This is a genomic window from Bradyrhizobium sp. AUGA SZCCT0222 (assembly GCF_018130205.1).
Classification (GTDB): domain Bacteria; phylum Pseudomonadota; class Alphaproteobacteria; order Rhizobiales; family Xanthobacteraceae; genus Bradyrhizobium.
This window is the reverse complement of the sequence record NZ_JAFCLX010000075.1, coordinates 1-26,924: the sequence shown is the minus strand read 5'-3', so window position 1 is coordinate 26,924 and position 26,924 is coordinate 1. Positions and strand designations below refer to the sequence as shown.

At 56.6% G+C, this 26,924-nt stretch carries 25 protein-coding genes and 2 pseudogenes; 15 read left to right on the top strand and 12 right to left on the bottom strand.

The window, feature by feature from the left end; genetic code table 11:
* The first annotated feature begins 140 nt into the window (after positions 1-140).
* Together JQ629_RS35285 and JQ629_RS35280 are read left to right on the top strand one after the other, a co-directional pair.
* On the top strand, positions 141-503 hold the full coding sequence (locus JQ629_RS35285) for a hypothetical protein (protein ID WP_212416539.1): 363 nt from the start codon (positions 141-143) through the stop codon (positions 501-503).
* A gap of 183 nt (positions 504-686) precedes the next feature.
* Positions 687-1,493, top strand: a pseudogene (locus tag JQ629_RS35280) (ATP-dependent DNA ligase).
* 164 nt (positions 1,494-1,657) lie between these two features.
* Here JQ629_RS35280 and JQ629_RS35275 read toward each other — a convergent pair.
* The 4 genes and pseudogenes from JQ629_RS35275 to JQ629_RS35265 form a co-directional block, all read right to left on the bottom strand.
* Positions 1,658-1,999, bottom strand: a complete 342-nt coding sequence (locus JQ629_RS35275) for a hypothetical protein (RefSeq protein ID WP_212416538.1) — start codon at positions 1,997-1,999, stop codon at positions 1,658-1,660.
* A gap of 955 nt (positions 2,000-2,954) precedes the next feature.
* Positions 2,955-3,117 (bottom strand): annotated as a pseudogene (locus tag JQ629_RS37650) (GDCCVxC domain-containing (seleno)protein).
* 894 nt (positions 3,118-4,011) lie between these two features.
* Positions 4,012-4,179, bottom strand: a complete 168-nt coding sequence (locus tag JQ629_RS35270) for a hypothetical protein (protein WP_212416537.1) — start codon at positions 4,177-4,179, stop codon at positions 4,012-4,014.
* A 657-nt stretch (positions 4,180-4,836) separates the two neighbouring features.
* Positions 4,837-5,004 (bottom strand): hypothetical protein, encoded by a 168-nt coding sequence (locus JQ629_RS35265; RefSeq protein ID WP_212416536.1) that lies wholly within the window; start codon positions 5,002-5,004, stop codon positions 4,837-4,839.
* Positions 5,005-5,612: 608 nt separating this feature from the next.
* Between JQ629_RS35265 and JQ629_RS35260 the strand changes: the two genes are divergently transcribed.
* The gene (locus JQ629_RS35260) at positions 5,613-6,029 is read left to right on the top strand and encodes a hypothetical protein (protein WP_212416535.1); all 417 of its coding nucleotides are present in this window, start codon (positions 5,613-5,615) and stop codon (positions 6,027-6,029) included.
* 66 nt (positions 6,030-6,095) lie between these two features.
* Here the strand turns inward: JQ629_RS35260 and JQ629_RS35255 are convergent, their stop codons facing one another.
* Both JQ629_RS35255 and JQ629_RS35250 read right to left on the bottom strand, forming a co-directional pair.
* Positions 6,096-6,494, bottom strand: coding sequence for a Cif family virulence factor (locus JQ629_RS35255; protein ID WP_212416534.1), 399 nt, complete (start codon positions 6,492-6,494; stop codon positions 6,096-6,098).
* Between the two features lie 311 nt (positions 6,495-6,805).
* Entirely contained in the window at positions 6,806-6,994 is a 189-nt protein-coding gene (locus JQ629_RS35250; protein WP_212416533.1) for a hypothetical protein, read from the bottom strand.
* Positions 6,995-7,609: 615 nt separating this feature from the next.
* On the opposite strand from JQ629_RS35250, the gene JQ629_RS38015 reads away from it, so the two are divergent.
* The gene (locus JQ629_RS38015) at positions 7,610-8,131 is read left to right on the top strand and encodes a septal ring lytic transglycosylase RlpA family protein (RefSeq protein WP_212416532.1); all 522 of its coding nucleotides are present in this window, start codon (positions 7,610-7,612) and stop codon (positions 8,129-8,131) included.
* Positions 8,132-8,394: 263 nt separating this feature from the next.
* Here the strand turns inward: JQ629_RS38015 and JQ629_RS35240 are convergent, their stop codons facing one another.
* Positions 8,395-9,426, bottom strand: a complete 1,032-nt coding sequence (locus JQ629_RS35240; RefSeq protein ID WP_249135494.1) for an AI-2E family transporter — start codon at positions 9,424-9,426, stop codon at positions 8,395-8,397.
* A 769-nt stretch (positions 9,427-10,195) separates the two neighbouring features.
* Between JQ629_RS35240 and JQ629_RS35235 the strand changes: the two genes are divergently transcribed.
* The 5 genes from JQ629_RS35235 to JQ629_RS35215 all read left to right on the top strand — a co-directional run bounded on the left by JQ629_RS35235 (position 10,196) and on the right by JQ629_RS35215 (position 17,136).
* Positions 10,196-10,423 carry a hypothetical protein gene (locus JQ629_RS35235; protein ID WP_212416530.1) on the top strand — a complete coding sequence of 76 codons (228 nt, stop codon included), beginning with the start codon at positions 10,196-10,198 and terminating at the stop codon, positions 10,421-10,423.
* A 450-nt stretch (positions 10,424-10,873) separates the two neighbouring features.
* Positions 10,874-11,275 (top strand): DUF1236 domain-containing protein, encoded by a 402-nt coding sequence (locus JQ629_RS35230; RefSeq protein WP_212416529.1) that lies wholly within the window; start codon positions 10,874-10,876, stop codon positions 11,273-11,275.
* Positions 11,276-13,657: 2,382 nt separating this feature from the next.
* On the top strand, positions 13,658-14,518 hold the full coding sequence (locus JQ629_RS35225) for a VWA domain-containing protein (RefSeq protein ID WP_212416528.1): 861 nt from the start codon (positions 13,658-13,660) through the stop codon (positions 14,516-14,518).
* Between the two features lie 18 nt (positions 14,519-14,536).
* Entirely contained in the window at positions 14,537-15,847 is a 1,311-nt protein-coding gene (locus JQ629_RS35220) for a protein kinase domain-containing protein (protein WP_212416527.1), read from the top strand.
* On the top strand, positions 15,847-17,136 hold the full coding sequence (locus JQ629_RS35215) for a metallophosphoesterase (protein WP_212416526.1): 1,290 nt from the start codon (positions 15,847-15,849) through the stop codon (positions 17,134-17,136). The genes JQ629_RS35220 and JQ629_RS35215 overlap by 1 nt, the downstream gene beginning before the upstream one ends.
* A 635-nt stretch (positions 17,137-17,771) precedes the next feature.
* Here JQ629_RS35215 and JQ629_RS35210 read toward each other — a convergent pair.
* Positions 17,772-18,677: an NAD(P)/FAD-dependent oxidoreductase gene (locus JQ629_RS35210; protein WP_212416525.1), complete on the bottom strand. Its 906-nt coding sequence runs from the start codon at positions 18,675-18,677 to the stop codon at positions 17,772-17,774.
* Positions 18,678-18,767: 90 nt separating this feature from the next.
* On the opposite strand from JQ629_RS35210, the gene JQ629_RS35205 reads away from it, so the two are divergent.
* On the top strand, positions 18,768-19,676 hold the full coding sequence (locus tag JQ629_RS35205; RefSeq protein WP_212416524.1) for a DUF72 domain-containing protein: 909 nt from the start codon (positions 18,768-18,770) through the stop codon (positions 19,674-19,676).
* Here the strand turns inward: JQ629_RS35205 and JQ629_RS35200 are convergent.
* The gene (locus JQ629_RS35200; protein WP_212416523.1) at positions 19,666-20,991 is read right to left on the bottom strand and encodes a hypothetical protein; all 1,326 of its coding nucleotides are present in this window, start codon (positions 20,989-20,991) and stop codon (positions 19,666-19,668) included. The two genes, JQ629_RS35205 and JQ629_RS35200, sit on opposite strands and share 11 nt — an antisense overlap.
* A 305-nt stretch (positions 20,992-21,296) precedes the next feature.
* On the bottom strand, positions 21,297-21,464 hold the full coding sequence (locus JQ629_RS35195; protein ID WP_212416522.1) for a hypothetical protein: 168 nt from the start codon (positions 21,462-21,464) through the stop codon (positions 21,297-21,299).
* Between the two features lie 540 nt (positions 21,465-22,004).
* On the opposite strand from JQ629_RS35195, the gene JQ629_RS35190 reads away from it, so the two are divergent.
* Both JQ629_RS35190 and JQ629_RS35185 read left to right on the top strand, forming a co-directional pair.
* A complete protein-coding gene (locus JQ629_RS35190) occupies positions 22,005-22,382 on the top strand; it encodes a hypothetical protein (protein WP_212416521.1) in 378 nt (125 codons plus the stop codon).
* Between the two features lie 57 nt (positions 22,383-22,439).
* Complete coding sequence (locus tag JQ629_RS35185; protein WP_212416520.1) at positions 22,440-22,622, top strand: hypothetical protein; 183 nt, start codon at positions 22,440-22,442, stop codon at positions 22,620-22,622.
* A gap of 159 nt (positions 22,623-22,781) precedes the next feature.
* Here the strand turns inward: JQ629_RS35185 and JQ629_RS35180 are convergent, their stop codons facing one another.
* Positions 22,782-23,225, bottom strand: a complete 444-nt coding sequence (locus JQ629_RS35180) for a peptidase S14 (RefSeq protein WP_249135493.1) — start codon at positions 23,223-23,225, stop codon at positions 22,782-22,784.
* Between the two features lie 1,395 nt (positions 23,226-24,620).
* On the opposite strand from JQ629_RS35180, the gene JQ629_RS35175 reads away from it, so the two are divergent.
* Positions 24,621-24,776: a DNA ligase-like domain-containing protein gene (locus tag JQ629_RS35175; RefSeq protein WP_212416519.1), complete on the top strand. Its 156-nt coding sequence runs from the start codon at positions 24,621-24,623 to the stop codon at positions 24,774-24,776.
* An 84-nt stretch (positions 24,777-24,860) separates the two neighbouring features.
* Here JQ629_RS35175 and JQ629_RS35170 read toward each other — a convergent pair whose 3' ends face one another.
* Entirely contained in the window at positions 24,861-25,301 is a 441-nt protein-coding gene (locus JQ629_RS35170; protein ID WP_212416518.1) for a YybH family protein, read from the bottom strand.
* A gap of 176 nt (positions 25,302-25,477) precedes the next feature.
* Here JQ629_RS35170 and JQ629_RS37820 point away from each other — a divergent pair, with 176 nt between their 5' ends.
* Together JQ629_RS37820 and JQ629_RS35160 are read left to right on the top strand one after the other, a co-directional pair.
* Entirely contained in the window at positions 25,478-25,630 is a 153-nt protein-coding gene (locus JQ629_RS37820; RefSeq protein ID WP_212416517.1) for a hypothetical protein, read from the top strand.
* Positions 25,631-26,027: 397 nt separating this feature from the next.
* A complete protein-coding gene (locus JQ629_RS35160; RefSeq protein WP_212416516.1) occupies positions 26,028-26,192 on the top strand; it encodes a hypothetical protein in 165 nt (54 codons plus the stop codon).
* The last annotated feature ends 732 nt before the right edge of the window (positions 26,193-26,924 follow it).

Here is a 26,924-nt window from a genome sequence, read left to right as displayed (position 1 = left end):
CGAGGGTCATCTTTCGGGGTTTCTTTGCTCATGGTTCCTCCTGCTAATTTAATCGCTTAGCCGGCATCCCGTTCCAGTGTGGGGAACGAATCAACAGCGTTTCGCTTGAATCCCGGTTCTGTAGCGTAGGAGTTGCTTTGATGCGTAAGTCGAATTGGACGCCTTCGATTGTGCCTAACGGCGACGATCAGACGGTCTATTTGGTAGCTGACGATTTCGGCAAAAACGGCAGCGCCTGGCGCGAAACCGATTGCGAGACCGCTGACCTCGAAACGGTCATTCAGGACTTACTCAGCGGCCAATACGCCAATCCGATCCGGGTCGTCGCCTTTAATACCGCCGAACACTGGTCAGAGGACGTTTCCGTGGACGTCGCTCATGAGCTGCGCCGTCGATGCGATCTGCAGATGCGGGATATTCCCGTGCCGCTGCAGGACTTCACCGACCGCTATGAAGGCCGTTACCGCGACGTCCAGCTACCGCTGCCGATGCGCATGGTCTGACGATGCTAACCGACCAGCAAATTGCAGTTCTACGCGATATTAGCCCCGCTTCGTCATTCAATCAGGCGAAGAAAGCGGAGGTCATAGACCTAGTCGCACGCGGTTATATCAAAAGAGATGGGGACCTCTTCAAGCTCACCGCAATGGGTTTGAAGGAGCTGCTTGATCGGCGGCGGACTTGAGATGGCCCCACGCAAGAAGCCAGCGGCGATCGGCGTCAAGGCTCCTTTTCCGGGGTTCATCGAGCCCGCGCAAGGTGCCATCCGGCGAGCGCTGGATTCACGAAATCAAGTTCGACGGTTATCGCGCTCAAGTCCATCTCGCAAACGAAGCGGTGAAGGTCTTCACGCGCCGCGGCCACGATTGGACTGATCGGTTTAAGAAAATTGCCAACGACGCATGGCATATCAGTGCAGGCTCTGCGGTCATCGACGGCGAGATCGTTGTGCCGGCCGCCGTTGGCACGACCGACTTTTCCGTTCTGCAGAACGAACTCAAGGGCAAGTCCGACAAAATCGTTTTCGTGGCGTTCGACTTGCTCTATCTCAATGGCTACGATCTCCGGAAGCTACCGCTGATCGAACGCAAGACGCATCTCAAGAAGCTGGTCGCCAATACGTCGGTTCAGTTCAGCGAAAGCTTCGAAACGGATGGCTCCGAGATCTACGCGCGCGCCTGCAAGGTCGGCCTCGAAGGCGTCGTCTCCAAGGTAACGGCAACGACTGGGACGGCATCTATCTTGGTCGACGCAAGGGCAACGACCTGATCTACGCCGGTAAGGTCGACCATGGCTTCGACAAGACATCCGCGGCAGCGTTGCGCCAACGTCTCACGCCGCTGATACGCAAAACCCAGCCCTATTCTAAGCGCATCGCACATCGGGGAATCTGGGTCGAGCCGGAGCTACTGGCCGAAATTGAGTACCGGGCGAAATCTGCCGAAGGCAAGGTTCGACACCCGTTCTTCAAAGGCTTGAGAGAGGATCTCTGACGCGGTGTACGCGTCAAGCTTCGAACAGGCGCGGGCGGCTGCCTGAGAACGCGCCAAGCCTCCCCTTCAGTTATGCACGCCCACAAAGGCAGAAACGATCAAGATTGCCGCTCCGACCGCTAGGATTATCACATCAACTGTTATGCGCCGCTTGGCAGATTCGGTCATGGCTGAACCTCCATCCACGGGAAACCGCGTTGTCTGATCAATCGCGACCGAGCACTGTGCGTCAGCTCACATACATATCGAGAAAGTTCACTGAAGCGGGTGCTGATCTGTTGGCCTAAACCAACTGACGCGGTCACCCGCGCTTCAATCAACTGGCCATTTCTGTTCAAAGAAAGCGCCAGCCCGATACAAAGCCGGCCTGGATCTAGCGTCATGATCGGCTGGACGACCTCGCGCTCGATGTTCGACCATTGCAGACTACGCCATTCATCAACGCCAACCAAAGGAACGGCCAATTTGGCGCAGCATCGCTGATACCAAATGCCAGTAGTGGCCATTATAAAATTCGTAATCGATCAAAAAAGCGACTCCAGCCACAACCGCAACAATCCAAAATGTTCTCATTGGCAATGTCCCCGATTATGATGGTGACAAGCAAAACAACGAATGAAAGTGGCCGCCAACGAAGGAGGTTCTAGTGTGTCTAGAACTCAATGCGGTTGCACTCGTAGCAACCGAACACCTTGTTAACGGTTTGGTCCTTGCCGAATGGCATCATCTCAGCGTTGCAATTCTCGCACTCGCGAATTTTTGAAATTGATTCGATCATCTTGCAACGATGCGCGCCAAACCAGTCGGAACGATGTCGAATTCCTCCGTAGGACTACGGCAATCGATGGCGATCACGAGCTGCGCAAGCGTAAATGCCATGCAGCCGACCAACGCATTCGATTAAACGAGAGAGGCCGCCAACTGAGGCGGCCTCAGAAGCACGCAATCAACGTTGCTGTGCTTAGCGAGAGATAGACGAGCGCTTCGTCCTTGCGCTGGTTCAAATTTTCCATGCGACGTTTATGCTCGGGTCGCTGCTTTGTTCCGACATGGCCGATTGCATTCTCCGCATGGGAACATCTTTCCCGGTCGAAGAACTTGCGACGAGTGTTTGCGGGTGAACTATCGCGACCTTCACGGTTGCCATAGCTCTACGTCGTGGCCGTCCACTGACCGCTTGGCCTGCTCCCAGGCCGTGCCTTCGTCGGTGGCTGTCAGGCCGAAGCGTTGTTGAATGCGGCCGTCCGAGCCAATGATGTAGGCCCTGGTCTAAACCCGTTGTCCAGTTACTTACATGACGAGGCCGCGCGTAATCACCGTGGCGAGCAGAGCGGTACTGAGGATCGCAACGGTAAGACAGATGCGTGCTGCGAGTGAGTACGAAGTGAGACTTGGTTGTTCCATCACGGCACGCGCGCGCTCCCTCTGGCCGGTGATGCCGAGGGCAACGAAACGGGGCGGTTAAGGTTCCAGTGGGGATCTTAGCAGCCACTTGCCGTTCGCCTGGATCGGCGGGCACGGCACGGTCCCGTAGGAGCAGAACAAGCAACAGTCGAACGCGTTGGGTTCAGGCGAGTGCCGCAACCGGCGCAGTGATAGAAAAACTGGAATGCATTGGTCGCATTGTCTCGGTCGCTTGGTGCTGAAGGCCGTGAGGTGTCCGAAGTCTGTAGGATTTCATCGACGGGCCTTGGGCCGCAAGATCGGCGTGCAGCTCCCGCTACCGCTGAAAGAACTCAAGACAAACAAATTTCGACTGCACGCCCCAGCTACAGCCAGCGCTAAAAGCATTGGAAAAAATCAAGAAGAAGCCGGAACTATACTAATCACGTCACGATCCCTTCGCAGGTCGGCTTCAAGTTCTTCGACAATGACCCGAAGCAAACACGCCGCAAGCGGATCAGTTACCTCACGCGATAGAAACTGATAACGCGCGATCTGAACTTCCTGCTCTCTCAACTGGCGATTTGTCATGAGTTGCGCCCTCCGACAAACTTACGCCGAGACGGCTAACTAGTTTCGTTAAAGTTTGCCGATCATTTGAGATGGTTTCTAATTGATGAATCAACGATAGCGACCGGCGAGCGTTGTTGCCGAGCTGCGCCTTGGCGTGACTACCGCGCCGCGCGTGGATTCGCAGCCCGTCTGATGGCGCAGCGGTCAACGATAACAGCGCCGAGCCGTCCATCATCAACGCGGTAGCTGGGTGCGCGGTGAAGATCACTAAAATACCGCTCACGCTGTTGCATTCACGCAACCTTCTTTCTGATCCGAAACGATAGTGTTTGGCTTTGGATCGAGGTGGCACATGTTCGACGTGTACCTAAATCATAAACGTGATCTGCTGGTGGTGAGGCAAGGATCGTCGATGCCTCTGGGTGACACGTCGGGGAAATGGCAAAAGAGAAAGAGGCGGGTCGCCAACGTCAGCGACGAGATCAAGTCCACCGTTCAGAGGCAGGGCTATTACATGCGGAAGCGAAGTGAGTTGAAGACGAACTAGGATCAGGTTCGGGTTTTAAGCCGGTGGCTGCAACTCCTTAGAAGCCACCCAATTGTCCATTTTGGCGTAGGACCGATACAGCCGGGCTTTCTCAATCAGGGCATCGCGCTCTGGGCTTGGTGGCATCGCGTCGGCTTGGCGAGAGCACTCTTCCACCATGCGCGCATAATCAGCTGCTTTCATTTCGTCCCCCTGTTTTGTTAGTGCGGAAATCTTGACCAGAAATCCGGGCGGAACTTTGCCGAAAATGAAGCCGCAGGTTGCGTTTTTTGCCCTCCAAGTACTTCGCGGCTCGTCTGCGCCCCATGCCTGGCGCCTCCTAACGCCGACCCCTGTTGTCCACCGCCACCCGTAGGCAAGCTGCACCGCGTGAGCCGGGATTGGCCCGGTGGGTAGCAAGTCACGGCAGAGGATCTACGGATCTTGGATCGGCTCGCATGCGAAGTCTCGAACAAGCGCATGCTTGGCTTTCAGCGACCGGCCAACCCCCTGCCCCAGGCGACGCTTCAATGCTGGTTGCTTCTATCTTGAAGTCAAAAGTCTCGGGTGCAACACGCATCACACGGTGCGTGCACAGACCCGCCTGTCTGGCGGCGATCACAAGGCGTTCGCGGGTCTGACCAATGCTGGTTTAGCAAAATCAATTTGCCACAAGCGACCGTCACCGCCGGGTGACGATCAAGCCGAGCAAAGAATGCGATCGCCGGCGAAATGAATAGGCCCCTCGCGCGTTAATGCGCGCACCTGGCCAGTTTGGCCGCGGCGCAACCTGGTCGGCGAGATCTCGCGATATGCTTGCATCCGTCGCGTACTCGATGCTTAGAAATCCCGGCCTATCTATCACTTCACAGGAATAATCGCCTTCAACGCCTCGTCGCCTGCCGCCGTTCTGCAATAGGTTCGCCCGTCAGGCTGCTTCTTTAACCAGCCCTTCACCACCATATTGGCGATAAGAACCTTGCCCGCGGGATACAGCTTTTCTAGAGAAAGACCACGGGTGAGGCTCAACTTCTGCAATACTCCGCGCTCGTTAGCTTGCGGAATGTGGGGTGGCGGCGGTGGCACTGTCGGACCTTCGGTTATTTCTTGAGAACGCCCGCGTCTGTATTGCCAAGATTTTGAGTGGCAGCTTTTGCTGCGGGAGTATCAACAGCATTGCCGTGCGTAGCAGCAGGCCCAGCGGAGGGGCGGTTTGGCGGCGCGCCGAGGTTGTTTCCGGTCGTCCCGCGGTTGAGCGCATTTGAGGTATTCGGGCCAGGCGATCCGCCGGTCCCGCTGATGGTGCTTCCGTTCGAAAGAGTGGAGCCGGCCGCGCCGCCCGCCCCTGTCGATCCCGCGCCGCCGGCCGAACTTTGCGCGCAGACGAGCGAACAGGTACTGAGGTAAAGGGCCGCAACTACCGACGCCGTTTTCATATCCGCCGCTCCTCCATCAGATGTGCAAGCCCAGCTCGTCTTGCCTGCCGCCGGAGCGATAATTTGCCGCAACGAGCTTCGTTCCTCGGCTCAGAACCAATCTTTTGTCCACACCCACGAGGGCCAGTATCGTCCGATCGGGCTTGTCCCCCAGACATTGATAATTTGCGGAAAGCGAACAGCCGCGCTTTATGGTGACCAATGAGCACCAAATCTCGCGAGTATCTGTTCGGCTCAAGCGTTCGGGCGAAGTTTGACGAAGCAACCAGGGCGCGGAAGAATGCAGACCGCCTCGCCTGCGAGGCGTGGAACGCGCGGATGTTGGGCTTTCGGGGGCCGGCGCAACCCTCGCCCTTGATTGGCGACGCTTTGAACGCGGGCTACGGCTACCTCGAAGTGAAGTGCCTCGGATGCAACACCAACCAAACAGTTGCCCTCGACATCATTCGCCGTCCGAAGACGACGCCGGTGCACGAGCTTGAGCGTTACATGCGCTGCAAGGAATGTTCTGAGCAGCGCCGATATCCCTACAAGAGAAGTCAGCTGATCGCCCTACGACCGAACAAGATTTCGGCGGACACGCCTGCCTCCGAAATGTGGCCGGGCCATCGGAATTGAAATGTGCAATCCCTCAAGCTGCAATTGCAGCTCTTCGAGTGGTCAACTACGTCGGCAATGTGCCGCCTATGCCCGGGCGAGCAAGCGATGAGCGGTCAGACGGTCAGGCGGCGCAACGCTGACTGAACAGCCCACACTCAGTGTGCAGTATCTGGCCGGAGAGGTGAACCGGAAGAGCATCCGCACGGGGTCGCCTTCATAATTTCGATAGTCGAGACAAACGCCGTCAGCGGTGAGCGTCAAGTTGTCCATTGCGAATGCCGTCGAAGACGCCATCGCAAGTTTCGGTCCCCAGTAAGCCGCGATGGACGCTCGTCCGATGAGGGTCACACCATCGCAGCCGCATTCAAGCGTCGCCCGCTCGTCGTACGTGTCGACTAGGGCTCCAAGATCGCCGAAGCGACAGGTATCAAGCCAGTCTACGACAATAGCAAGAGGATCGAACTGGTCCGGTGACGTCACCATCGATGCCCATCCTAAAACGACCGCGCCTCCCCGGTCGCGCTGTTAGTCGGTTCATCATGAACAGTCGTTGAACGGTCTTTCCGTAATACTACGGACGTCGCGGGTCATAGCCTCTCCCAATCGTATTCCGGACCATCCCGCGCCCATCGTGCCTAACGATCAGGGAGAGCGGGAAGTGCTCAGGATGCGCTGGGAATGCCGGCGCCTCCGAAGCCTGCACGACATTTGGACCGCCACAGAGGATTTCAGTGGCTCAGATCCGTGAAGCTGCCAAGTCCGTTGTTAAAAGAGGCCGCCAACCGAGGCGGCCTTCAATCGAGAGATTTCTTGCGCAGTTTTTTGATGACCTCGCACAGGCCGTACGGGTACTCCTCCTCAACGATTGGGAAGGCTTGATCCGTGCAGAGCGCCTTATCTTTTATCTCGTCGGCGGCGTACCGCTCACGGATACGGCGCAGTATCTCTTCCATTGAGATCGGATGATTGGAGTTGTCGGTCATTTGGCCACGTTACGGCTCGGTCATTATCGATCCTTGCTCGCAAACTCCGTTTACACTCGGAGAACTACGGACCTAGCTGTTGAGTTGGTGGAAGGTGGCAATCTTCGCGGTGCCTAGCCACAGCTCAACGTCGTGGCCCTCAACTAGTAGCTTCGAGCGCGCTCTGGCTACCTCACCAAATCAACCCGGCGCTTAATACGGCCGTCCCGGTGGTCGATCAAATAGGCACGGTACTCTTTCATCACTGCACCCAAGACAGAAGATACTAGGGACGAAAACGTCAGGCCGTCTGTCCACTATCGGACTTAATTACCCGCTTCCGAGTATGGACAGCGCCCGGCAGGAACGCGGAGGAGCAAATGCCTAATTGACGGGAGGATCTAAATTGTCGCGCCTAGTCGCGGTTGATCTAACTCTCACTCCCTCGCCGTGATAGGGAGCAACAAACTCTCACTTAAGCAATACCTCGGAAATGGGCGTTGGTTGCTGCGGTGCGCCTAAAGCACCAAATGAGTTGGAAGCATCGGTATATATCCCTTCATCGCCTGCATGACAGGAACCGAGCCTCAACAGCTTGCGTTATTCAATTGTACTATTTGTTTGTGAGGCCCTCCCATGCGCCCTATTTTTGGAATAGTTGCAATCGTATCAGTACCGGTTTGGTTGTGCGTAAACGTAGATTCTGCTTCAGCGCAGACCTTTCTTGATCGATGGTCTATCATTCCAAAAGCGCACGCAGAACCGGCACCCGAGGCACAGGACCAGCCCAGACAGGATCCTCCGCTTGAGCAACCTCCGACCGGAGGGGAGACGGCTCGTCGTCCGGAAGAGCGCTCAACCCCTCGATCTGTAAACCGGGTTTTTTCTGGAAAGGCCTCTTACTATTCATATCCGACAGGAAAAACAGCGAGCGGTGCCCCGTTCATTCGGAATTCTCTGACCGCTGCCCACCGCAACCTACCGTTCGGTACAAGAGTTCGTGTAACTGATCTTGCGAGCAGCAAGTCCGTAATAGTTCGTATCAACGACCGGGGACCCTGGGTTCGCGGCCGGGTCCTCGACCTTTCACTCGGCGCTGCGCGTCATTTAGGGATTACGGACCGTGGCGTGGCGCAGGTTCGCGCTGAAGTACTATAGCTTGTGTCTGCTAGCGGAAATCTCGCAGCAAGATGAATCGAGCTACAGGGTCACGGTTTGACCGGACCACGGCGACTTCCGGTCTATCCCAGCGAGCGGACATTCTCAGGATAGGCAGGCATGTCTGAGCAGGTATGTCTGAAAAGTGCCAAGAGGCGACATTGAGTTGGCGTCACGCCCCCCGGCGGCAACTCAATCACCTGTTTCGGATATCGAATACCGACGGCGCTCAGAGCCGTGATCGGAGGCGCCGCTGGAGAACTCTATTGTGGAACCGGCCGGTAGATCCACTCGCGCCAAACGGTCAGCAACGCCGCCATGATCACAGGCCCCAGAAACAACCCGAACAACCCGAAGGCAGCGAGGCCTCCGAAAATTCCGACAAAGGCGAGAAGAAACGGGAGACGCGCCGAGCCGCCGACCAGGGTTGGCCAGACGAAGTGATCGCCGGCAAGCATGACGATAGCGCCCCAGCAAAATACGGCTGCAGCTGCGAACCCACTGCCGCCGCCGGAGACCAGGACCAACGCCGCCGTGGTGAAGGCGAGCCATGCACCAAACGGCAGCATCGCGAAAGCCGTCGTCAGAATCGTAAACATCACCGGATTCGGTACACCTGCGACGAAGAAGCCAACGCCGATGAGCAATCCCTCGCCCACGGCGACGAGAACCGTGCCGTTCACCGTGCCGCGCGTGGCTTCGACCATCTTCTCGACCAACCCCTCCCCGGCATCGCCGATGAGACGATCACATGTCTCGAGGAAACGGCTCGCGATTTCGCGACCGTTACGGAGCAGAAAGAACAAGGTCAGGAGCGAGAATAACAACAGAAACAGCCGATGAAGCAGCTGTCCGCCGAACGTTTTGAAAAACTCCGACGCATTATCCGCATTGACGGTTTGAAGCCAGGCGGTGGCAGCTTTCGGGTCCGAGAGGTTGGCGCGCCACCATGATTGCATACTTTCCGCGGCAATCGGCAGACGAGCGACCCAATCCGGTACTTCAACCCCGCTCTCCTTGGCCTGCTTGAGCCAACTCACGAGCACGTCGCCTTGCTGCGCGATCTGGTAGACGGCAAGCGACATCGGGGTGAACAGGACAAGCGCAACGATTGCGGTGAAGATGAATGCGGCCAGGCTGGAGGGACCTGAGGAAGAGCGCGCCGCAAATTTGAGATACAGCGGCCACAGGGCAACCGCGAGAATCGTGGCCCAGATCAGCGCCGGCAGAAAGCCCGCAGCGGTCCATAGCGCGAGGCCAAACAGGACTAGGGCAAGCACGACCCGCGCGTTCATGCGCGCGCCAGCGCCCAACGGAAGGGGCTTTCTCTCCGTCCTGGCAGGCGCTTCCTCGATCTGCTCGGACGGCCGCTTTTTGGACGCGGCTGAACTCACTTTTCCTGCCATCAACTGTCGCGCCCCTATTGTCATGAAAGAACTGCAGGACGGTCGTTCGGTTCCCGCTGGGAAACAGTGGTAATCCGACGATAGACGGGCGCTCGCAACGGGAAACCAATCTAATTAGTTCAGTCGCGGGACAGTCATTCCCTTCGGGTCCCTCGTGAGCTCAATCGGCGCGGACGGCCCGCTGCCATTCCGCTTTGGGTCAACAGGCGACCTCGGCCCGTCAGCCCAGTTATCCGGTCTAACCCCGTCAGCGACCAAACGACGGACATCCAAGCGAAAACCGTCTAGTTTGCCGTGTCGCTAACGTCAACGGCGTCTGCCTCGACTACCGAAACCATGAAGGCAATCCGTGTGGCTGCTTTCCCGTTCACTCCTCGGGCAGCATACTGCACACTGAATGCTGCCCGTTCGGTCAGCGTTATGCGGCCTGATGCCCTCACCCGCTTCCCTCGCTTCACTTAACCGGCTGACCCAGGTCGGGAACAAGTGGCAATATGGCGCGTTTGAACCTCGTAGGCATACCGAGGAGAAGTAACATGCCAGTACTTATCTTTGGGCCGTTCCTGCTGTCGTCGTTTTAGGTGGCGCGAGCTATTTCCTGCTTCGAGCCGTTCTCTAGCACCTTGCTTTTAACATTTAGACACCACTGGAGGAAACCATGAAGAAGCTTCTGCTTTCGACCGCTGTCATCGCCTTTACCGTCACTTCGGCGTTCGCGCAGACCACCGAATTCTACGTCGTGAGGGACACCACGACCAAGAAGTGCACCATTGTCGACAAGAAGCCGACCACGACCACCACGACGATTGTCGATAGCGGCACGTTCAAGACCCGGACCGAAGCCGAGACTGGCATGAAGTCCATCAAGGTTTGCTCCGAGAACTGATTGTAAGAACGGAGACCCTCGACGGGCCACCAAGTTTCCCCGCTTGCCGTCTGTCGACTTCTCTGCGCAGCCCTGCCGAGCACCCACTCGGCAGGGTTTTTCTTTGGCTCAAGCAAAATTCAGCGGAACACCGCGCCCCCTATCCTCGTTGTGGTTAAAATTTTACAAAAGAGGCGGATCAATGAAACGTAACCTGTCAGCTATCGCACTACTGCTTCTCCTGGCAACAGGGGCTCGCGCAGAGGAAGCGACGGCGTCGAGCGACAAAGCGAACACCCCGACGGAGGACTGCTCGAAGCAAGTGTGGCCGAATTTCACTCCGTCATGTCTCCGCAATGCCGGACAGCACGCAACGAACATTCGCCTGGTTTCTACGGAGCGCCGCTAACGCCGGGCAACCCGCAATCGATCTTGTTGGCTCCCCACAACGCAACATTGGAGAATGACGTTATGAAGAAAGTAGTACTGGGAAGCCTGCTGATTGCCCTCGTGAGTTCAACCGGAGCGTTTGCACAAAGCGGTGCCGCGACTGGTGCGGCAACGGGCGCTGTCGGCGGCGCTATCGTGGGCGGCCCGGCGGGTGCTGCAGTTGGTGCTACTGTCGGCGCAGTGGCGGGCGGCATCTCGGACGAGACCCGTCCGCGTTTTCGCACCTATGTATCGGGCCAGAAGCACGGCTCGTATCGTTATGAAAGCGAAGTCCGAGTTGGCGCTGATTTGCCCTCGAGCGGCGTGACCTATTACGAAGTGCCGCGCGAATACGGCGTCACCAAGTATCGCTACACCGTGGTCAATGATCGGACGGTCTTGGTCGATCCAGGTACCCATCGGATCATCGAAGTCATCGATTGATAAATGCGGCCCGCTTCGGCGGGCCGTACTTCGGCCCTATGCGTTCGGCTGCAAGGACATCCCCACCGCCCAGAGGGAGGCTCATTCCTCGCGTCCTCGACATGAGCAGATAGAGCACCGGCCATATCAAGGCGGTCCGCTGGTCCGAAGTTCGCTCTGGGTCAAAAGCTGCCTCGACAGCCCCGTAACGCCACTTCCGCTTTGCTTCGACGAACGGACGTTTACCGAACCGGCGCCGCTGGTCCTTTCGTGCCCGAAACGGAAGTCACGCGTTACTCAATAACTTCGTCAGTGCAAGCAGCAGGATCGACGTTCCATGCCGTTCGATTGCTCGGATGATGCCAACGCCCATCGGTATTAAGCAAGGACAGGCGGCCCTCTTCGTCTCCTCGCCAGAGCAACCGCGCATCCGCACGCGAAGTTAGCCGCTAGCAGAGAGTGCTCAGGCGACCGGCAAAAGCCTTGCGTCCGGCCTCGTCGCGTTTACGGTTGATTGTCGGTGCGCCTGGTCATTCAAGCTAGTGCAATCTTGGAAGTGCTCAACGACCTGGCACTTGCCAGATGCTCCCAATACTCTGCCTCGGCAAGCAGCTGCCTGCTATTTTCAGGATGATATGCAGCACTCTGCCGACACAAAGACGCCATCGCCCGGAGGCGGCGTACAGTTTCCATTCCCATCCTCCCCGTCGTTTTCTCCATCTCAATTTTGTTTTTCATCGGAGTCATTATGATTATGACTCAGAACTAATTTCTGCGTTTGCGGCGCTGACGCCGCGGCTGATTGCGAAATGTTTCGGTTCGGGTTAATAGCTCCGACCGTGCCAGCGCGCTGTCGCACCGATCCATCGAACGCGATGCCGGTGATCCGGGACGAGGGATGGAAGCGATCGGTGGCCCAGCCGGCAGCTTGATACCCAGCCCACATGAGGTCTTACGCCCGGCTTTAAGTCGGGAAGTTCGGCTTCAACTGATTCCGAAATCTTTAATAAATTCGGGCCAGCCTCCCGTCAGTGGCAGGAGGTGTATCATGCGTCATCATGACTTCGTGTCTGACGGATTCCTCGCGCTAATCGTAACCGCCCTTGTGATGTTGTGCTCAGGTTGGCCCGCTCTCGCGTTCCGGCATGCGGGCAATCGCGCGCGCGAGGAAAACTAGCTTCCTATCGGCCCCGACTGAAAGTAGCTGACGTGCTCGTTAAAGCAGATCGGCGGACACTACATCGCTCCGCACGGTCGCTAAGTCTGGGCTGCCTCTGCTCAAGAACGCTGCGGCCTGGCCTTGGTCCACTACGGATACAGCGAGACGTACAGAGCTTCGTTCACGTGCAAACACGCGAGCTATAGCCTCGACGATCCTAGCATCCTCGCTAGCGTGGGCCACAGCGATACGAAGCGTCATACGATCATTGCAACGAACAAGCCTGCCGCGGCCAAAGCGTACAGAATCTTGCGTCGATGTTCGTTTCTCCGACGTCTAGACTTCCGCGACGCTGCCTTTAGGGCCATGGAATTGCGCCCTTCGAAGGATTTCCATTCGTTGCTGTGCACGCGGGACGTCGGCGAATCGCCTTGGCTTGAATGGCAGCCTGACTAAGGACGATCCCCGCGGGCCACAGATTACCTGTATTTCACCGCTAAACCTGTTTCCGTCCTGCCGAGCGGCAACACCCATTGCCGCGAAAGCATCACCGATTTTGCCATACCAACCTTAGCCGCTCCCATTTTTTCTCTATCCAGGCCAAGGCTCTAACGAGAGGTGTTTGCAAAAACGGGATGTCCTGCGCAATGAACAGGAGGCCGAGGGGCAACATCCAGATACCCAACACAGGCAAGAAGCTGAAGACACCGCCGAGAATCAGCAATGAAGCGACAGTCAGTCGAGCCGCAAACGAGGACGGTTTTCGCAACCAGTGAATGAACCGAGATCCTGGGCGGCACCCGCCGGGTGATCATCTCGAAATACCTATTCATCTCTTTATAAGAGGCGGTCATTTGACCTCGCATTAGTCGGTCGCCCGCGCAACTATCCGGAACAACGCCAGGCCTTCCGAAAGTTCCTCTGGTGCGAGACGCTAGAGGCCTGCGAACATGATTTGCTGCGAAACACCCAGCTGATCGGGTCGGCACTACTGGAGCTGATGACAACCGATCTGTCCATCGCCAGCCCGCCCGAAGCCACAGCGTCCCCATGGCGGGACGGGCGCCCGGCGAACGATCAACCCGGGTGCTTGCTTTAATCTGGCGGATCACGAGCAGGAAGCATTTGGAAATCGACCAAGCTCGCAATGGTTATCGACGCCGAGATGCGCGTGAAGCATAGGAACTTCGGCTACTTTGCCTTGTTGTACTGCCCACTGCACCCCATTCGCTTATGGAGCCATCATGACCTCAGCTGAGCATCCCGAGAACCCGATCCTTCCGGAGGGCAAGGCAGCGATCGACAACCCTGAACCCGAAGCTCCGGCGGAATCTACTTCGAGTTTAGACGAACCCAGTTTGACCACGTCAGCACCTCCCGCAAAGGCGAAGACAAAGGGCGTGGCTGATATCGTGTTTATGGTTGATATCAGCGGCAGTATGGCTCCTTGCATTGATGCGCTGCGAACAAACATCGAAGCTTTCATCGACTCTTTGAGCAAAGGAGAAGCGAATAACGCTCCACCGATCCGAGACTGGCGAGGAAAGGTGGTGGGCTATCGTGACGTCGAGGCGGCTCAATCGGAAGGAATTCAATGGATCGTGGATGCACCTTTTGTGCGCGATACAAGTCAGCTGAAGGCACAATTGGCCGTGTTGAAGGCGGAGGGAGGGGGTGACGAGCCTGAATCGCTTCTTGATGCTCTGTACAAGGCTGCCTCGATGGAAGCCAGTCCCAAAGGTTCCCAGACCGAAGACCCGAACAAGTGGCGGTATAGAAGCGATGCGGCACGTGTAATCATCGTCTTCACGGATGCATCGTTCAAGGAGAGCATGAGCATCCAGGAGGCTAAGGGCGGATCCTTGCAAGATGTTGCAAACGTCATAATGGCAAACAGGATTATTCTGAGTTTGTTCGCTCCCAATTTTGAGGGGTACGACCGTCTTAGCCAGATCGATAAATCGGAGTGGGAGGTGGTGGAATATGAGGGGTTAAGCCCTCAAGAGGCCTTAAAAAAATTCACATCCGATCCCGTAAGTTTTCGAACGACCTTGAAACAGCTTGCAGCAAGCGTGTCTCGATCAGCGGAGACCGTGGCCCTCTGAGGAGAGAGCTACTCTGTTATGGCAAAAAAGCTGAAAGTCGGCGATGTTATCCGCGATTACCGCATCACGAAGGTCTTCGGACCTGGGATGATGGCGATTTCGTACGGCGCTGTTTCACCTTCCGGGGAGTTAGTCTTCTTCAAGCAGTACAAATCTCCCGCGCCGACCGTCGTTTGGTATAATTCGTTTGTTGCCTATCAGCGCGAGCTCTCATCACGTGTGAAGAATGGCAAGGCGGCTCGCTTCGCAGTTGCCCAACTAGATGCCTTCGAGGAAATCTGGGGCGGTCCTTGCTATTTTCAGGCTTTTGAGTTCGTGAAGAATGGAGACGATCTGCAAAAACTCTTCGATGCCGAAGCCGATGAACATCGACGATCAAAGGTTGCTCCGAGCCAAACTCCAGCAGTGTGGTCTCAGCATGTTACATGGGCCAAAGTCTTGATGGCCGGAATTGAAGCGCTACACCAATCTAAGATTGCGCATGCTGATCTTAAACCGGCTAATATCTACTTGATCCGTGATCCAACTATCAAAGCGGGCTATCAGCTCAAGCTCATTGACATGGATTTCTCGTTACTGACCGACCATCGAGCGCCGTGGCACGGTCATCAAGGATACATCGGAAGCGATAACTACCGCTCTCCCGAGCACCTCACCCGTCGTCAAGTCCCCGATGCCCGATCGGATATTTTCACCTGCGGGCTAATTCTTTCAGAACTGCTAGCGGGTAGGCATCCTTACTGGAGCGACGACCAGGGGGAATATACAAAAAGGGTACTCGGGGATCAGGCTAAACCTCTACCGCTAGTGGGGACCATGCCGCTGCCAGCCCAGAACTCGTCGGTAAGTTTGGCGATCCACCGCTGTCTTTCTTCTGACCCTACACTTCGCCCCACAGCTTCCGAATTGCGTGCCGTTCTCAGCGGAAGCGATTCGAATCGGGAACGGAGCGAGATATCAATGGATCCCGTGTCCTCACCGACAGCCAGCGATCGAAGGAAACGAAGAGAGCCTATCACCGCCGATTTGTTGCAGCTCCAAAATGCCGAGGGCGGATCCCTGAGTTTCGGGGTTCGAACCGAGCTAACTCGGTCCCTTATGCAACAGCTTGGTCCAGAGGCTCAATTTTGGGATGCGAAGCAATGTATCCTCGACCGCAACTCTCAAGGTCAATGGGTCCTGACCCCACAAGAAAGAACGGTCAACGAAACCTTGCTTAATGGAGTAGCGGTCACCGGACCGGTGGTGCTCGGCGAAGGCGATTCAATCGCTGTTGGCCGGGCGGCAAAGGGCGTTGTGAAAATGCCACTCTTAGTGCGAGGCGGCTGATGCCAGTGATCGGCCGACCTGATTCGGAGAATGAACCCCAAATAGTGGCCGACCTTGCGTCACAATCTGACAGGGTGACCGCTCCAGTTGTCGATCCAGACCCCGAGAAATTGAATGCACCTTCCACTGCTGAGTACACAGCGAGTGCCCCCCTGGAATCCACGGTTAGTACTCGTGACCTGCCGGACGGAGGCCATCGTGCATCCCCTTCATTCCTTCCAGTCGTTGATATTGAGGATTTAGATTGGAGCGCACTTAGTCAGTTCATGGTTGGTAATGACATCCGCGGTCGGATCGCCGATACCGTTAGAAAAGTAGAGGCCTTTCTCTGCACTTCCGAAAAAAAGGCGATGTTATTTGATGTGCATCGTGCTTTTCCAGACGATAAAGTCATTCACGTAATAGACCCGGGCGTGGCACCGCTGTGGCTTATTGGGGACCTTCACGGCGATCTACTGGCACTTGAAGCGGCGATAGCCCTGATTCGCACGCATCCGAAATATGGGTCCCCCGATTCCCGGATCATTTTTCTCGGCGATCTATTCGACGACGAAGGTTTCGGTTTGGAAGTGCTGCTTCGTGTTTTTGAGCTTATCCTGGCCCAGGCTGCAACGATTTGTGTGATTGCAGGAAATCATGACGAGGCGCTTGGACACGACGGCAGTCGTTTCACGTCGACAGTATCTCCATCGGATTTCTCTGACTTTCTTAACAAGAATCTGTGCGACGATGCGATCGTTAACGCTGGAAAGTTGGCTATACGCCTTTTTGCGAATGCGCCTCGAGCACTCTTTTTTCCTGACGGGCTTTTAGTCGCGCACGGAGGTTTTCCTTTGGCCGACCTACATTGCACCCTCAAAGAGACCGGAGACTGGAACGCTCCATCCTGCTTATCAGACTTCGTGTGGGCGCGAGCCCACCCGACTGCTCGAAAGAAAATACCCAACCGTTTCACTCGAGGCAGTCAATTTGGCCATGAAGATTTCTCATCTTTCTGCTCGGTGGCATCCTCCTTAGGCCGTCCAGTTACGCACATGGTGCGGGGGCACGACCATGTTGAAGAACGCTATCAGGTTTATGCCGCATACAAAGCGAACCCCATTCTTACTACTGTTGCCTTATCCAGGCGCCTTCCCAGAGAGTTTTTGGGCCCCCATGAACGGCTTCCGACAGTAGCGCTTTACACCGAAAACTCGTTACCTCAGGTGTTTCGCCTCCGTATCCCACCAGATCTAATTCGAGAATTTTACCCAGACGTTTCCGAACCTCAAGCTTGTGACGCATCATGAGTGCTGTAGTCTTGCGATGCGATAACTGCGGCACTTCGCATTCCGTTCGCGGCGTGTGCGAGGCCTGTCATGAGGGCCAGGTTCGGTACTTTTGTAAGAATCACGATCCTGGGCTCTGGCTAGAGGGCCCAAAGTGCTTACAATGTGGGGCCGAGTACGGCGTAACTATAAGTACGCCGCCAACCCGTCCTACCGTACGGACCGTGCGAAGCGGCAGCACTAGAAAAAGCGCCTCGACTAGCGACGCTCGATCTAGAAGCCCCGCACCTCCAAAGAGACGAGGGCCTTGGGGCTCAAGACCCGCTCATTCTGACGAAATCCTTGTAAGTGATGAATTGGTAGCGCGGGCAAGGGCGATAGAAAGGTTGCGTCGTATACTTGGTGGGGCCGGTTACGGTCCCCGCGTGCCGGATTCAACCGATTATACTTATGGCCCCACCACTCCGAGGATAGCAGGTGGCTGTTTTAGGGTCGTTTTGCTCCTCATATTCTTCTTTTTCCTGCTCTCTTTGCTTGGTTCAAATTTTGGAGCGTTATTGCTTGGCTATTGAATTCCCGCCCGCGGCGTTAACAGCGGTGCGCTCGTTCAGACCGGTACGACCACAATTCCATGCCCGGGGAAGCGAGTTGACACACTACTCGCACAATCCGTCACGGCGCAGGAAAGCCTTATTGATCGCCACGGCTGCCTGCGCGCCCTCCGCGATAGCTACCGCGACAAGAAGGACGTCGCGCGACACATCACCTGCAACATAGACACCGGGAACGCTGCTTTCTTCGGTGTCCGGATCGATGACCACACCTCCTTTTTCATTCCGCGCGCACCCGAGACGTTCGGACAGGTCAGACGCCTGATGGCAGCCGGTAGAAAAAAACAAACCGGCGCGGCGGAGCTCAGGCCCGCTCTCAAATACTATTTTGGCAAGCTCCCCGTCCGCGCCTTCAAGGCACCGGATTGGCTCCGATCGCAGCGGAATCTTGTATTCATCGAGCTTGCGGATCGCTCTCGTGCTGACCTCCGTGCCATCGCTGCAGGCCACCACATCGGACATCCAGTGCTTCATCATGATGGCTAGCTCCGCGCCCTTATCGCCCTTGCCATAGGCAGCTGCCGGCTTCCCGGCGTATTCGAAACCGTCGCAGTAGAGACAGTGATGCACCGAAACCCCGTAGAGGGGTTCGAGCCCGGCAACTTCCGGGAGTTCGTCAATGAGCCCGGTCGCAAGTAGGACTTTCGAAGCCGTGCCGTGCGTCCCGTCCGCGCATACGAACTTAAAGGCCTCGTTGGCTGGAACGATATCGGTGACCCGTGTCCCGCGTACCTCGACGGATTTATAGCGTGAGAGTTCCTCCAGCGCCTCGTGGAGGAACTCTGACGGCGACCGCCCTTCCCGTCCGAGCAGGCCGTGGATGGCGTGCGAGCTCAGATTCCGCTGGCGGCCCTCATCGCAGAGCAGCGCCTTGCGGTGGCACCTTCCCAGGATAAGCGCGGCACTTAGTCCGGCGGGTCCGGCGCCGACGATGAGAACCTCGAATTGCATCAAAAGCCTTTCGTCGCCAAAGCATAGATTTCCCGGCATTGCTTGGAACCCCTCACCGCTGTCCGGACGTTAGCAGTCGGGAAGAGAAGTATGCCGCGCGCGAAAACAGCAGCTCAATGGACCGAACTGACGCTCGATGAGCGCCGCGAACGGCGTCGGCTTCGCCGCGAAAAGCAGCGTGAGGACAATGTCCAACGCGCCGCAAAGATGCATGCCGCCCGCCTGAAGAGCGAAACAAATATCGCGAGGAAGATGGCCGGGCATAAGCAAGCGGTTTTTGTGGGATGCTCGGGCTGGCGTTACTGGAAATGGCGCGATTCATTCTATGAGGGCGTGCCGCAGAACGACTGGTTCGCGCACTACCTGAAGAGCTTCGACACCGTCGAAATCAATGCCTCCTTCTACTCATGGCCCACGGTTGCCGGTGTCCAGGCCTGGAGGCGCCAGCCGGGCAAGAAGAAGTTTGTCTACACGGTCAAGGTAAGCGAGTACATCACTCACATCAAGAAGTTCAAAGGCACGAAGACGCTCGTAAAGGATTTTGGAATGATTGCAGACATTCTCGGCGATCGCATGGGCTGCTTCCTGTTTCAGCTTCCGCCGAGCTACCGGTACACTATGACCCGGCTGGGCGATATCGTCAGCCAGCTCGATCCGGCGCGCCGCAACGTTGTGGAATTCCGGCACGCCAGCTGGTGGAATGAAGAGGTTTACAAGGCTTTCCGGGCGGCGGGAATTATCTTCTGCTCCTGCAGCGGGCCGCGCCTACCCGACGAGCTTATCCGCACAGCCGATGAAATTTACATCCGCTTGCACGGCACAAAGCGCTGGTACCGGCACGACTACTCCAAGAGCGAATTGGCAATTTGGGCGGACAGGATTAGATCGAGCGGAGCAAAAAGAGCCTGGATTTACTTCAATAACGATAACGATGCTCATGCCCCAAAAAACGCGATAGCTCTGCGGCGCATAATCAGGCGAGGTGTTTCTAGAGGGTGACCTCCGTAACCGTTCCCGCATTTTGCGGCCTCCTCCCCACCCGGCGCTCGCGCGCTTTCCACCAAGCGCCTACGGCTGCGACGATCTCGCCCCACAGCGAGGTTGGCAAATCAGCGGCTGCGATCCTGACCACGTAACGATCGCGGATCCTATCCTTTGACCACTCCGCCGCCCCAAAATCGAACCCGAAGCTTCCCGCATGGCGTAGCGGCAAGCCTCTGCGTCGCAAGTCGGCACATAGTTCCGCGACGATTTCCCTCGCTTGGTTCTCATCGAGTGCCTTGGCAGAAGCCAAAGTGACATAAAGGCCGTGGGCGAAATGGAGTTCGGCAGCCAATCCGGGGAGCTGCGCGGAAATACAGTGCGCCATCCGACGGCTATTTAGCAGCATGGCCGCCACCCGCTTATTGGTCAACGAGCGATAGGCCGGAGATCCAACGTAAGGTGGGAAGTGCGCGGGCAATGCCGCGCCACCGAATAGTCGGACGGCGTTTCGCGTCTCTGTCATGAGGGTTTCCAGCAATTGCTGCTTTGCGTCTTCGGCGCGTGGACAAGGAGCGGAAACGACCGATCCAAGCCGCCCATATTCTACGCCGAGGGAGTCAAGTTTTGTATGACTGCGAAGCAATATAATCGGAGTTGCTGCGCTGCGGGCCCAGCTTAAAGCTCGCAGGATCCTGCCTGAGCCGCTGGAAAAACAGGTTGTATCGAACAAAATCAAATCGAGCCGCAGTTGAGCGCATTTGAGTATCGCCTCGAACGCGCCGGCTGTAGTACAGGAGTCCAGCACCAAAATCCGGGGCCCGGATCCGCTAAATTTCGTGATTTCGGCAAGTGTTGCGCCGAGTTCGACCCGTCGGAGATGCGTCGCATGACCGTCTATGAGCTCGGTTGTCTCACCATAGGAGTTCGGCATTGTGACGATGTCAGCTTCCGAGAAAACCGGGGCTGTCGCCATCAGCAGTGCTGAAATGGCTGCCATTCCCGAGGCCGTATAAACCGTCCTGCTTCTGCTTGGCAGATTCTCGAGTGCGTAGAATGAAGGGCCCGTCACTTCCAGATCGGCACGTTGATAGTCGTATTTGAATTCAAACGGGCCTGATCTCGGCCGCCCCGAATGCGTCCAGGCCGTTTCCGTCTGCGCCCAATCATGAAGTGCGTGTTCGGCTTTAAGGGCTGAGGCAAGGTGAAATTTCTGTTCGATCACCTCGGCCACCGACCTCGGAAACCGGATCGTCAAAGGATCGCGAAGCGAACTGTTCAGCAGCTCAAGCTCCTCCCTCTTTCTAGCGAGATAGGCTTCTACGGTTTCCATGACGGCCTCCAATCTCGTCAAATCAACGCAGAATCTAAGAAATGGGTCCAAAGAGTGAGCGGATCGTTGCAGCCCCCCCCGACGGGGGTGTGCCGTCCGCGTGACTTACGAAAGTCGAAGCTTCTCGAAAGCAAAGTCGCAGAATTAGGAACTAAGGATTGTCTTATTGAATAAGCTCCTCCGCGTATGTGAAGGTTTGCAACCCGTCGGATCGCGTTCGGCGCTACTGGCCAATCATGCTGGCAACGATCGATGGCTTTGCGGCAGTACGAATTTCTTTCCAAGGCAGAGCGCGGGTGCCCGGCCTACACCAGCATCTCAAAGCGGCCTGATAGATGCCCTTGAACGGCCGTTCGCTCGGCGCAGACGATGCCCGCATTCGCAAGGGCAATCGGGTGTCTGACCCCCGCCTTCCAGGCATTCGAGATAGCGGTGGCAATTAGCATTTCCGGATTTGCAAACATATCGATCAACCCGGTTCCGTGAACGTAGCCCATAGCGATAGTCATAGCTCGGCACAGATCAGGGTTAGTCTCCGTAATAGGAAAGTGCGCAGCGTACATGCGATCCTCACACACTCGCTCCGTCAGAACTTACTATGACCTCCAATGTTCCTAATCCGACAGCTTGGATTCCGATAGCGTCTCTCCAGGCTAGCCGCGACGGCAGTCCGACCCAACCGATAGCATCTGGTCTTTCGTTCTTTAAACAATAGGAACACGAGCCTCGCCTGTGTATTCTCGTCTCAGCCGTCTCGTATAGCCACAGACGGTCCTCGGCCGGGCGGTCCGTTTGACACCATGCAAGCGAGCCGCCCGGTTTTAATTTACCCACGGTGTCCGAGGGGAAGGCCAATCGCTCGCGCCTTTTTACGCAAGGTTGCCCCGGACCGTTTCATAAGCTTAGCAATACGCTCCACCGGCATTCTCTGAATGAATTGTTGGGGACATACCTCCTCCCAGCTAATGCCGCCCGAATGAAAATAAGCTACGATAGCGATTCTGGAGGACACCATGGACACTGAAAAGACCGAGCCAGCCACCGCGGCCGACCAATCCAAGAAGCCCATCATGGAGCAAATGACCGACCTGGTCGCTGGAGCGGCAGGAACATTGGCTGAGGCCGCGGTAAAGACCGTCGCCAAGAAGGCGACCAAAGCGGTTGCGAAGCGCGTGCCGAAATCGGTCAAGAAGGCCGCCAAGAAAGTGAAGGCTGCAGCGGCTAAGAAGACCGCCAAGAAGGCCTCGAAGAAGTCAGCAAACAAGTCGGCGGCCAAGAAGTCTTCGAAAAAGGCCGCGAACAAGTCCGCACCGAAAAAGGCAGCTAAGAAGGCGTCGAAGAAATCCGCCAAAAAGTCAGCTAAGAAGAAAAACAAGAAGTCAAAGCGCTAACGTTCAGCTCTTCTCAGACATTAAAGCGCCCCACATCAACTGGGCGAGAGAGAAACTATGGCGAAGAAATCCAAACGCAAAGACTCTAACGTACCGATGACGGGGCGCCAGATCACGAACGCCATGGCAAAGAAGAAAAAGAAAACCGAAGCTAAGAAGCGCTCTGCAAAAACCGCCAAGAAAAGTGCGAAGAAAGCTCCTAAGAAGAGCAAGAAGACGAGGAAAAAGTCGAGGCGGTGATTTGCCGAGCGCGCCGACGTAGACGCCTGGTCCAACACAAGCAATCGCCAGCGGTCATAGTTGGTTCAGAGAAAAAATCGACGGATGGTCGCATATTGTTGAGTTCGTCCATGGCATTGAATGGCCAAACCGACCCGCAAGCAAGACGACGTGCGCGCCTCAAAGCACCGCTTCGATCAATCCGAGATTTTTTGCTTCCTGCGCTTCCAAGTACCAGTTCGATGGCGCGCGCTTGAGCACTTCATCGAGGCCGACGCTGGAGCCAAGCACCAGATTTTGGAAACCCTCATTCTGAATGGCGATCGAGCACTCGATTTCGTTCAGCGTAGCCTGCACGGTCGCGAGGCAGGTTGTAAGCGGGCCGTCGATCACCAGCTTCTTCGCTAGCTTGCGCTCGTGGATCATCAGCCGCGTGCCGCGGGAGAGATAGCGGTTCTCGCGCATGAAGAAGCTCATAAAGGTGGTCCCGGCAGAATAGATCGCGGCCTTGCCGAGAAACACGAACCGGCGTTGCGGTTCGGTCTCGCTGGCGAAGCGCACGTCCTCACCCATCATGCGTGCGACCTCGAGATCGCCGCCCAGGGTCGACAGTTCGATGACCACAAGATCCTAGCTAGAGGCGCTGTCGAACTGCTGCCGGAAGCTGACATACATGCCGTAATCGACCACCCCCGATAAAGCGACGGCGGGATTCTTGAAAGCGATTGCGGAAAGGGCGGCAGCGGACATCGTGGACCAGTCGTCGGTTTGAGCCGCATGAAACGACAGAGCGCCGCGTTCACGCTGGGCTTGCAGTCAAGGTGTTTGCAACGGAACAGGCCTCCTCTCTAGGGCGCGACCTGCCCGAAAAAAAGACGCAAGCGGGTGCACTTCGCCCGAACCACATCGAAAAGCGCCTCTCGGCCCCGCCACAACGCCGAATTGGGCGGGTTCGTTCCCTTCAGTGGAGATTCATGCGGAAGTACTGCAGCCCAATTTAGCCGCCGTCTACAACAGAGCGTGAAAAGGGGTGCTTCAGTTTTAACACTCTTGCTTGGTTGCAGGAAAGAGACGTCGAACGTCGCTACCCAACGCTCTTGCTGCCAGAGCTCAACGACGTGCCCATCAACGCTTTGCTTAACATGTAGTCTGACTGTCCTGTCATCGGGCGATGAAAACTGAAAATGGCTAACGATCTTCCGATCAGCGCAGAGGACGAAAGCTGATACTCGTGCATCCAGGCCGTTTCTTCAAACAGTCGAAAATCAAGCGCAGTCACGGATGAAGCATCCCGAAAATCGTTGCTTGGCCGCCGGCTTATAACAGCCAATAGGCCCGAAGGTTCCGCGCCGTGGGCTCCGGGCCGAGCAGCGGATAAACGCTTTCGCAGCCGCTGCTCTTGTGGAGCTCATCCCTTAAGCCTCTAAAGCGACCGCTCGCCTCGCACACGCGCGGACCTACTGCTGTCGGCATGCGTAACCTACGCATGATCGCTGACCACCAACCCGCGGAACGCCGCTGCCTTTTGACATCGAGCTGGTGGATTGTTCGAGTTCAGGAACGTCGGCGACGTCGAAGCCTATCTCCGCAGCATGACCGATGGACAGCATTCGAAAAGCCAATGGGGCATTTGCGCTCCGGATGTTCGCCAGTGCGATGCGCGAACCCCCTCTCTCACAGTACGTCCCTATTTAATGTAAAGACAATACAGACCCATGCAAGGCAAGACGCCGACTCAGGAATTCGTTCCGAGGCTTGCCTCCCGTTTGGAACGGCGCCCTGCGTCTTGAATTAACGCCACGTCGTATCGCCCCTGATGTCATGAAACTTGCGATGGTTGGAAGTAGGAACAGGCCTTGGACGGAGGAAGATGATCGCCGGCTGCTTAAATTACGAGACAGCGGCAGATCTTGTCTTTCGATAGCGGTAGCCATGAGACGATCGGTCTCTGCAATTAGAGGCGCCTGTGTATCGTCCAAGCCCGGGCTGCCCGGGCGAAATCCACCTCAAGGAGAAATGATGCGAAGTTTGTCGTTCGAACCCTGCATCCCGACCCGCGCCACCAAGGTCCGTGCGAAGAATTGGCTCCACGAGATCAAGCACGATGGCTATCGGCTGATCGTCCACCGCGAGGGAAAGCGGGTCCGGCCGTTCACCGCAACGCTGCATTTGTGATCGCGGCAACCATCGAAATTCTGTCATAGTGAATGGTCGATCGTAACGCCCACCCCTTGCGAGGTGGGCGCTTCGCTTTAACGATCAGTCTTTCTTGGGTGGCATCGGAGCTGCTGTTAGCATTCGGATGTTCCATTTGCCGTCTGCTTTGACATAGACGGCGGTCCAAGTACCCGATGCATCCAGCGCATCGCCCTTGTCGTTCTTGCCGGTGATGTGGAATTTGCCCACCGCGGCCGGGGTATCATTATCGACCTGCCACACCTCTTCGACCGTGGAATTTAGCTTGTTAAAACCTGCCTTGAAAGTACCGGCATAAGCGGCCGCGACGTCATGCTTCCCGGCTGGGTTGATAAAAACGCCATCCTTGGTGTAGAGCCCGGCAACGCACGCAGGGTCCTGCTTGCCGAAGCAATCCATATAGGCGGAAGCAATTTTGCTGACTTCCTGCTTCATATCATCGGCAGATGCTGGAGCCGAAAACGCAAATGGGATGCTCAATGCCAATAAAACTGAACGTTTCATTCCCATTCCTCCCTACCAGGTGGTGCGAAATTGCACCGTGACGCTCACCGTGATGGGCGCTGCGTTGCAATTCTTTGGTACGACCGCCTGAACGGAGGTGCGGCTAAACTATCGTGAGCGTCGAAGGATATCGCTGACGGTGACTTAGATCAACGGAGGGTTTCAAGCGCCAAGCCATGAGACCGGCCGCGCTTCAAAACCGGAACACGCCCTTCGTCCTGGACGGCGAAGCCGTGTTGCTTGGCGTAGATGGCATTTCGAACTTCGACGGCCTGCACAGCCGCAAGCACAATGACGAGGTGCAGTTCTATGCCTCGATATGCTGGTGAGCGACGGCGAAGATGTCCGCAAGCTTCCGCACACCAAGACAAACCTCGCCACGGCTGCTGGCGCGGCGTGTGGACGGCATCTTCATCTCCGCTGGCTCGGGAACGAGCGGCAATGACCGGCGTTGCTGGGGTGTCCGAAAGGACACGTAGGAAACGGACACGGCAACTTACCGGCCTCAGCGCGCTAGCGATGGGGCCGTTTCTTTGGCATCAACCCTCGGAGCCGCGATCACGCAAACGGCCCCCGGCGCGGAGAACGCCACGCTGCACCAAAGGCCGCCAACCCGACGGGGGTTTTCTCCCGGTTGGAGGCTGAGGAGTCACCGGGAGCGCGGAATCGATTCCCGCGACGCCGGTTCGTTCCTAACGCCAAGAAAACGCCCCGCCAGTTGCGGGATTGAAACTCCGGCAGCATGGCGCTGTTACTACCGGCATGGGAAAGAAGGCGCCACCACCGGAAGACGATCCGGAAGACAATTCGCGCACCGAGCAGGCGCGGCAAGTCGCCGAGGAATACGCCACTAGCGAGTTTATCGAGAAGCTGCGGAAGCTTTTCAACTAGAACCCGCCCGAACACCACCACGGCACACGCGCGTGCGGTACCCGCCATGGATGCGTTTTCATGAGCTATCGTGTTGCCACTACCACCGCAAAGTAGCCGAGCGCACCACCATCTGGGGTAGGTGAAATAGCGGGGCCCGGCTACTCGGCCGCACGGCGGTTGCGGCACATCATCCAACGTCTGACTTCTAAATTTGTTGTGTAAAATCATCATCTAAGTAGAATGATTTAATTTTCTATTTGAGGATGCAGCCCGACGAGAAAACCCGCCCATCGCGCAAACGGCCCGCGTAGGTGCACGCCAACGCGGGGCCGCCAAGCCAGTGGGGGTTTTCTCCCGGTTGGCAGGCTGGGGAAGAATCTACCGGGAGCGCAGAATCGATTCTGGCGGCGCCTGATTGTTCCTAGCTCCAAGAAAAAGCCCCGCCTGGTGAAGGCGGGGCTAAGTCAAAGGGTCATCCTTGCGTGTGGCCCGGGGATAGGGCCATCCGGAATTGTATCAGCCTGAACGGCTCAGTCTATCGACATTAGAGGCCAGCGAAGCTGATCGTAATTCAGCTTCGTTAGCCGACAGTGGAAATCACAAATGAACTCCGGCGGCGTGATCAGTCGGCGAAGGCCATCCAATAAACAGCTACAGCCCCTAACCCTGCAACTATAGCCACCAGCCCCCAATTGCGTTTCGTGAGCAGTTCGCACATCTTTGGTTCTCGAAAGGCCTCTGGATCGCGCA